Annotated in this window: 7 protein-coding genes; 4 read left to right on the top strand and 3 right to left on the bottom strand. The window is 67.4% G+C overall.

Features of this window, described 5'->3' with window-relative positions; all coding sequences use genetic code 11:
• The coding region (locus AC1DN0_RS13735) for a TorF family putative porin (protein ID WP_441630727.1) at positions 1–596 on the bottom strand (596 nt) is incomplete at its 3' end.
• A 377-nt stretch (positions 597–973) separates the two neighbouring features.
• Here AC1DN0_RS13735 and AC1DN0_RS13730 point away from each other — a divergent pair.
• Both AC1DN0_RS13730 and AC1DN0_RS13725 read left to right on the top strand, forming a co-directional pair.
• Positions 974–1,237, top strand: coding sequence for an accessory factor UbiK family protein (locus AC1DN0_RS13730; RefSeq protein WP_045236107.1), 264 nt, complete (start codon positions 974–976; stop codon positions 1,235–1,237).
• 123 nt (positions 1,238–1,360) lie between these two features.
• Positions 1,361–2,905 (top strand): YifB family Mg chelatase-like AAA ATPase, encoded by a 1,545-nt coding sequence (locus tag AC1DN0_RS13725; protein WP_441630724.1) that lies wholly within the window; start codon positions 1,361–1,363, stop codon positions 2,903–2,905.
• A 300-nt stretch (positions 2,906–3,205) separates the two neighbouring features.
• Here the strand turns inward: AC1DN0_RS13725 and AC1DN0_RS13720 are convergent, their stop codons facing one another.
• Positions 3,206–3,856, bottom strand: coding sequence for a LysE family transporter (locus AC1DN0_RS13720; RefSeq protein WP_045236109.1), 651 nt, complete (start codon positions 3,854–3,856; stop codon positions 3,206–3,208).
• A gap of 75 nt (positions 3,857–3,931) precedes the next feature.
• Positions 3,932–4,531 (bottom strand): hypothetical protein, encoded by a 600-nt coding sequence (locus tag AC1DN0_RS13715; RefSeq protein ID WP_441630722.1) that lies wholly within the window; start codon positions 4,529–4,531, stop codon positions 3,932–3,934.
• A 212-nt stretch (positions 4,532–4,743) separates the two neighbouring features.
• Here AC1DN0_RS13715 and AC1DN0_RS13710 point away from each other — a divergent pair, with 212 nt between their 5' ends.
• Together AC1DN0_RS13710 and AC1DN0_RS13705 are read left to right on the top strand one after the other, a co-directional pair.
• Positions 4,744–5,247, top strand: a complete 504-nt coding sequence (locus AC1DN0_RS13710; RefSeq protein ID WP_441630720.1) for a thioredoxin domain-containing protein — start codon at positions 4,744–4,746, stop codon at positions 5,245–5,247.
• A gap of 103 nt (positions 5,248–5,350) precedes the next feature.
• Positions 5,351–5,905 carry a TlpA disulfide reductase family protein gene (locus tag AC1DN0_RS13705; protein ID WP_441630718.1) on the top strand — a complete coding sequence of 185 codons (555 nt, stop codon included), beginning with the start codon at positions 5,351–5,353 and terminating at the stop codon, positions 5,903–5,905.
• The last annotated feature ends 95 nt before the right edge of the window (positions 5,906–6,000 follow it).

Below are 6,000 nucleotides of genomic sequence, written 5' to 3'. Positions count from 1 at the left end.
AGGTCCCAGAAATTCAGCGGCACATTGGCCGACAGGTCGGCGTAGTAGCTGTACTTGCTGTCGGCGAATCCGAACAGGTTGGTCAGCGCCTGCGAATACTTGAAGAACACAGGACCGTAGCCGGCGCCGACATACACTTCCGTGGTGTACGGGCGCGTAAAGCCGTTCGGGTAGTCGCCCGGGTAGTAGTACTGCAGCACGCCGACGTCGTAGTTCCACTCCAGGCCGCCCAGCGTCACCGTGTTCTTGAAGCCGCCGTAGAAGTCCATCTCGATCGGCGCCGAGACTTGCGGATTGCTGTCACCGAGCCAGCTGATGCTCGAGTTCCAGTTGCCCACGTAAAAGCCGCTCGAATGCGCGTAGTCAAACCCGCCCTGGATGGCGGGGCGGCGGTTGGTCTGCATCAGGCCGCGATAGCGATACTCACTGGCCAAGGTCACGTTGGCGGTGAAGGTGTGCGGCGACGCTTCGGCGGCAGCGGCGGCGGCGTCGGTAGGTGCACCGCCCTCCTGCGCGCTGCTCTGGGCGAATGCTGCGGGGGTGAGCCCGCAAAGCACAACTGCACTGGCGCTGACTGCAAGGGCCAACTTCTTCATGGGTTTGCTCTCCTTTTCCTCTGGCTCGGTACTTGTGTGTTTAAGAATGATTTGCGAAACGACGCTCCTGCCACCATTACTGCAACTGCCGTGCCAGGCTGAAAACGAGGATTACAAATTATTATTTGTGCTCATATAGACGCTTTGAATGACTGCGCTGGCCGGCTCCCGGCGAGCGCAGTAACGTTAAAAGGTGTTACCAGCCCGCGCCGGCGCTTTCCCGGCGACGCCTGAAGCGCGATAATCGGCCCATGCCGGCGGCAAGTGCCGTGCGCGCATCGCCTTCGTCCGCACCCCATTGCGGTGCACCGCGATGCTGCACGCCGAATCCGCTCACCCAATTACACGCACCAAGGCGGTGCAAAAGGAGAATCACAATGAAGCCCACCGACCTGTTCAACGATTTCCAGGCCAAGATCAGCGAGGCCTTGCGCAACTCGCCCGCCAAGGACATCGAGAAAAACGTGCGCAGCATGATGACGCAAGGGTTTTCCAAGCTCGACCTGGTCACCCGCGAGGAATTCGATGTGCAATCGCAGGTTCTGGCGCGCACCCGCGCGCGGCTGGAAGAACTGGAAGCCCGCGTGCAGGCGCTGGAAAGCCGCGCGGCAGGCGGGTCCGACACGCCTGTTTCCGGCTGAAGCCCTTGCTGCGCCGCACGCTCGCCCAGGTGGTCAGATGAACCTGGGCCAAGATCCCGACCGATGGCCGCCGTATTCCGGCGGCCATTTTCGTTAACACATCCTTGACGCTTTCGGAGTGAGATGAGCCTCGCACTGCTGCGTAGCCGGGCGTTGACCGGCCTTGAGGCACCGCTGGTATCGGTCGAGGTGCACCTGGCCAACGGCCTTCCCGCCTTCACGATCGTCGGGCTGGCCGATACCGAGGTGCGTGAAAGCCGTGAGCGGGTCCGCGCGGCCATCCTCAACAGCCGCTTCGAGTTTCCCAGCCGGCGGATCACGGTAAACCTGGCCCCCGCGGATTTGCCCAAGGAATCCGGGCGCTTCGACCTGCCGATCGCACTCGGCATCCTGGCCGCCAGTGGCCAGGTCCCGCTGGACGGGCTGGATGCCAGCGAGTTCGCTGGCGAGTTGTCGCTATCCGGAGAGTTGCGCCCCGTGCGCGGGGCGCTGGCCATGGCAATGAGCCTGGGGCGTGACAACGCCGCGCGGCAGATATCGGGCGCAGGCCCGCCCCGCACTTTCGTGGTAGCGGCAGAAAATGCTCCGGAAGCCGCCTTGATCGACGGGGTCACGGTCTACGGAGCACGCTCCCTGTTGGAAGTCTGCGCTCACCTGGGCCCCCTGCCGGACGCCCGGCTGGCGCGTGCGGAGCCGCTTGCGCAGATCGGCGAAGGCGAGCCTGCCGGTCCGGACATGCGCGACGTCCGGGGCCAGCCGCAAGCGCGCCGCGCCATGGAAATCGCGGCAGCCGGACAGCACTCGGCCCTGCTGGTCGGCCCTCCTGGCACTGGCAAATCCATGCTGGCGCAGCGCTTTCCCGGCCTGCTGCCGCCGATGACGCTGGAGGAAGCGCTGGAATCCGCCGCGGTGCAGAGCCTCACCGCCGCCGGCTTCCACCCCGCCCGCTGGCGCGAGCGGCCCTACCGGTCGCCGCACCACACCGCTTCGGCGGCGGCGCTGGTGGGCGGTGGCAGCAATCCTCGCCCCGGCGAGATCTCGCTGGCCCATCAAGGCGTACTGTTCCTGGATGAACTGCCGGAATTCGACCGCCGCGTGCTGGAGGTCCTGCGCGAACCACTCGAATCGGGCCGCGTCACCATTTCGCGCGCCACGCGCCAGGCCGACTTCCCCGCCCGGTTCCAGTTTGTCGCCGCCATGAATCCCTGCCCGTGCGGCTACCTGGGACACCCGTCGCGTCCCTGCCGCTGCACGCCGGACCAGGTGCTGCGCTATCAGTCCAGGCTGTCGGGGCCGCTGCTCGACCGGATCGACCTGCAAGTGGAGGTACCGGCCCAGGACCAGCGCGAAATGCTCGATGGCCCTCCCGGCGAGTCCAGCGCCGAGGTGCGCCAGCGCGTGCTGGCCGCCCGCGCCCTGCAGCAGGCGCGCCAGGGCAAGCCCAACGCGGCGCTCTCGGGGCGCGAGATTGACGAGCACTGTCCGCTCACGCCCGAGGCGCAAGCCTTGCTGCGTGGCGCCATGACCAAGCTGGCCTGGTCGGCGCGCGCCTATTTCCGGGCGCTGAAGATCGCCCGCACGATTGCCGACCTGGCGGGAACCGAGCTATTGCAGCCCAGCCATGTGGGCGAGGCCATCCAGTACCGGCGGGCGCTGCGTACGCCGTAGCAACGGCGTGCGTCCGGTTCGCACTCAGCCACGCCGGGGCGGAGGCACCGCCACCGGCGGCTCCGTCGGCGGCGGTGGGTGTTCGATGGGTGGGAGATCGGGCGGAATGCCCGGCGGCGGCGGCTCCTCGTCCGGCGGCACGGTATGGGCCGGTCGTGCATGCAACCTGGCCTGCAGGGTGGAAGRGCTTCGCATTGCTTACCTCCGCTTGGGTCGTCCTACCTATTGAAGCAAACGCACCTGCGGGAAGCTAGCGCCAGATCGGCAGAGCGGGCCGGCGCGGATGCCGGCCCCGCTTCTTCAAGCCGGATGGCGCCGGACGAAGAACAGCGCGGTGCCCACGGCCACCAGCACGCTGCCGAAGATCCGGTTCTGCCAGCGCACCGCGCGCGCATTGCGCAACAGGCCGCGCATGCGCGAGGCCAGCAGCGCGTAGCCATGCATCACCACCAGGTCCACGGCGCACATCGTCACGGCCAGGATGGCGAGCTGGGGCGCGAGCGCATGGGCCGGGTCGATGAACTGCGGCAGCACCGCGACCATGAAGATGATGCCTTTGGGATTGGTCACATTGGTTAGCAAGCCGGTGGCGAAACGGCGGCGCGGGCTCAGCGCGGCAACGCGCGGCGCCTCCTGGCCCTGCGCCGCCTCATCCGGGGCGCTATCCACGCGGGCGCGCCACTGCTGCACGCCGATGTAGATCAGGTAGAGCGCACCGATCGTCTTGACCACGGCGAACGCATGCTCGGACGCCAGCAGCAGCGCGCCCAGGCCGCCGCCTGCCACCAGCAGGATGATCACCAGGCCGGTCTGCAAGCCAAAGATCGTAGTGGTGGTCTTGCGCAGCCCGTACGACAGGCCATGGCTCATCGACAGCACCGCCCCCGAACCCGGCGAAACGGCAATCACCCAACAAGCCGCGAAATAAGCCAGCCAAACTTCCCAACGCATGAATGAACTCCCTTGAACGGACTGATCGGCCCGCGCATTGCGGGCCGGCTAAAGCGCAATAAGGCTCGGCAGAGCTTAAAACGGATGAAAACCGGTGAGGAACTGGTCGACCTGCTCCGCCTGGCGCTGGTCGCGCGCGGCATCGCCGGCCTCCAGCACAACCGCCTGGTAGACGTGCACGCCGGAAGCCACCAGCCGCGCCGTCAGCCTGCGAGGCGACTGGTCCTGCGGCGAGACCGCAGCCACCTGCACCTCCACGCCGTCAAGCGCCACGGCGGGTGTCGCGGCCGACATCACCTTCACCTTGCGCGTCTTGACCGCTTCCGCGGGGTGGGGACCGAGGTTGCCAAGCAACCCCGCCTGCATCGATTCAAGCGCGGCCTGCCGCAACGCGGCATCGTCGGCGGGCAAGGTCACCACGCCAACGGCGAACAGGGTTTCGTCGATCCGGGCCGCGTCCATCGTCATCGGCAGCTTGCGCCCGGCAATGGCTACTTCGCGGGCGGCGCCGCTTGGCTTGCCCGGATAGAGCGCGGCGTACGCACCTTCGTTGGACTGAATGGTGCGCCAGTCATAGCGCGGCGAGCAGGCGATCAGCCCGGCGCCGAGTGCGGTCACGGCGAGGGCGGTGGCAAGCGAGGACGGTAACAAGCGGGAAAACCGGCGGTGGGACATCTCGGCAGTGGATACGGCAGCGTGCGGCAACGGTCCGGCGGACATTGCCGGGGACAGTGCCCGGGATTGTGCGATCCCGCATCCAGGGCGCGCGGGCGCGGCACCACGGATGCGGACGGAAGCCGCTATTATCGGGGAACCTGCGTGCCAGCGCGCATCCACATTGCCAGCCCATGCAAATCCCGTCGCCCGGCCACCCGTCAGTCCCGTCCATGCCGCAACCGCGCCGTGCGCCCGCCCGCCGTACCTTGCGCGCCGTGGCGGCGGTGATGGGTGCCCTCATCGTCACGACAAGCCATGGCGCCTTGGCCGCCAGCACCCACCTGCCCGCGGCAACCGACCTGGCCGCCCAGGCCAAGGCGGCGGCCACCCGCGGCGAACCGCTGGTGGTGCTGGTCACGCTGCCCGACTGCGTTTACTGCGAAACGGTGCGCCGCAACTATCTCGGCCCGCAGGCGGCGGCGGGCGAGATCGTGGCGCGGGAGCTCGACATGACCGCCAACACGCCGCTGCGCAATGCGGATGGCAGCATGACCACGGCGCGTGAATGGGCCCGCAGCCGCCACGTGACGGTGGCGCCCACGGTGCTCTTCCTGGACGCGCGCGGCCGCTCGCTGGCCACCCCGTTGCGCGGCATGCAGCCTGACTTCTACGGTGCCTACCTGGAACAGGCGCTGGATAAGGCCCGCTCGGCGTTGGCCGCCACGCCGGACTGAACTGCGGCTAATCGCCGCAGCGCGAGTGCCTCCATGCATGCATCCGGCAGCGCCGCGGCAGCGGCAGTAGAATGGCGGCTTGTCTGACCTGTCGGCGAGCATCATGACGACCTCCACTTCCCCAACCGCCCCTCCCGCGGCAAGCCCGGCCCGGCGCAAGCTCTGGCCCGCGATCGGCGCCGTGCTGCTGGTTGCCGTGCTGGGCTGGTTCGGCTACCGCGCCATCGCCCCAGCCACTGCCGCGCCGCCCGCCACCTTCACGCTGCTGTCGGGCGAGAAGGTCAGCACCGCCGATCTCAAGGGCAAGGTCTACCTGGTCAACTTCTGGGCCACCAGCTGCGTCACCTGCGTCAAGGAGATGCCGGACATGGTCAAGACCTATGACAAGTTCAAGGACAAGGGCCTGGAGTTCGTGGCGGTGGCAATGAGCTACGACCCGCCGATGTACGTGATGAACTATGCGCTAACCCGCAAGTTGCCGTTCAAGGTGGCGATGGACTCCGACGGCGCGGCGGCCAAGGCATTCGGCGAGGTCCAACTGACCCCGACCACCTTCGTGATCGATAAGGACGGCCGCATCCTCAAGCGTTATGTCGGCGAACCGGAGTGGGATGCGCTGCACAAGCTGCTCGACGGCGCGCTCGCCAAGGCGGCCTGATCCGCGCAGCCCGCCCGAATCCGCCGGAAAGGTGCCTGCCATGGCACCTTTTTTATTGCGGCAGCCCCACGCAACGGCCCCGGCCTTGCGCAGTT

It is taken from the genome of Cupriavidus sp. 05N39 (genome assembly GCF_056397325.1).
This window is presented reverse-complemented; position numbering and strand designations above follow the sequence as displayed.

Coding starts and splice junctions, on each gene's coding strand:
- AC1DN0_RS13715 (WP_441630722.1), bottom strand. CDS start 4,531: ATGTCCCACCGCCGGTTTTCCCGCTTGTTACCGTCCTCGCTTGCCACC.
- AC1DN0_RS13730 (WP_045236107.1), top strand. CDS start 974: ATGAAGCCCACCGACCTGTTCAACGATTTCCAGGCCAAGATCAGCGAG.
- AC1DN0_RS13710 (WP_441630720.1), top strand. CDS start 4,744: ATGCCGCAACCGCGCCGTGCGCCCGCCCGCCGTACCTTGCGCGCCGTG.
- AC1DN0_RS13705 (WP_441630718.1), top strand. CDS start 5,351: ATGACGACCTCCACTTCCCCAACCGCCCCTCCCGCGGCAAGCCCGGCC.
- AC1DN0_RS13725 (WP_441630724.1), top strand. CDS start 1,361: ATGAGCCTCGCACTGCTGCGTAGCCGGGCGTTGACCGGCCTTGAGGCA.
- AC1DN0_RS13720 (WP_045236109.1), bottom strand. CDS start 3,856: ATGCGTTGGGAAGTTTGGCTGGCTTATTTCGCGGCTTGTTGGGTGATT.